General features: G+C 53.7%; 1 protein-coding gene. It reads right to left on the bottom strand.

Going from position 1 to position 650, the window contains the following annotated elements; translation table 11 throughout:
* Positions 1–650, bottom strand: a 650-nt coding sequence (locus tag G5171_RS20265; RefSeq protein WP_421260656.1) for a histidine kinase dimerization/phospho-acceptor domain-containing protein, incomplete at both ends; no start/stop codon positions are given.

Below are 650 nucleotides of genomic sequence, written 5' to 3'. Positions count from 1 at the left end.
GAGGCCTTGTCCTCTTCATGCAGTCGAGCACGGCGCAAGGTCAGTTCCAGCAACCCAATAATTGCATTCATGGGTGTACGAATCTCATGGCTCATGGTCGCCAAAAAAGTCGACTTGGCACGATTGGCCTCCTGAGCATCCTGGCTGGCCAGGGCCAGCTCTTCTAACAAACGCAGCCGCTCGCTCACATCGATCCAGCCCCCAATGACCCCTTGAACACTCCCCTCAAGATCAAAGTAAGGTTGAACCCAGTGATAAACATCGACAACGCCTGTTGTCATTGACAAGCGATGATCACCTTGCCTGACACACCGCACTGTACGTGCCATGCTGAAATCCTCTAGCAAGGGAGCCAGGAAAGGCCAGCGCCGTATATCTTCCTCCATGGTAGTGCCCAGCAGACTATCTTTCTCCTCACCAAAAAAACCAGCATAGGAGCTGTTACACAGCACCAGTCTATCCTCCTGATCCCGGGCATAAATGGGATGAGGTGTGCCATCAACCAGATCTTCGATGAACTTGAGCTGCGTGCTCAAGGCCGCTTCAGCAGCTCTACGCTGGCGCACCTGCTTGTGCAGGGATAGACCCCACAGACCAATCCAGATAGTCAGCAGCATGATCAAGGCGATGATGCCGCCAAATTCCCGCAC

This window comes from Aeromonas sp. 600774, from assembly GCF_049175075.1.
Lineage (GTDB): Bacteria > Pseudomonadota > Gammaproteobacteria > Enterobacterales > Aeromonadaceae > Aeromonas > Aeromonas veronii_A.
The sequence above is the reverse complement of the archived record's forward strand: the minus strand, read 5'-3'. Positions and strand labels throughout refer to the sequence as shown.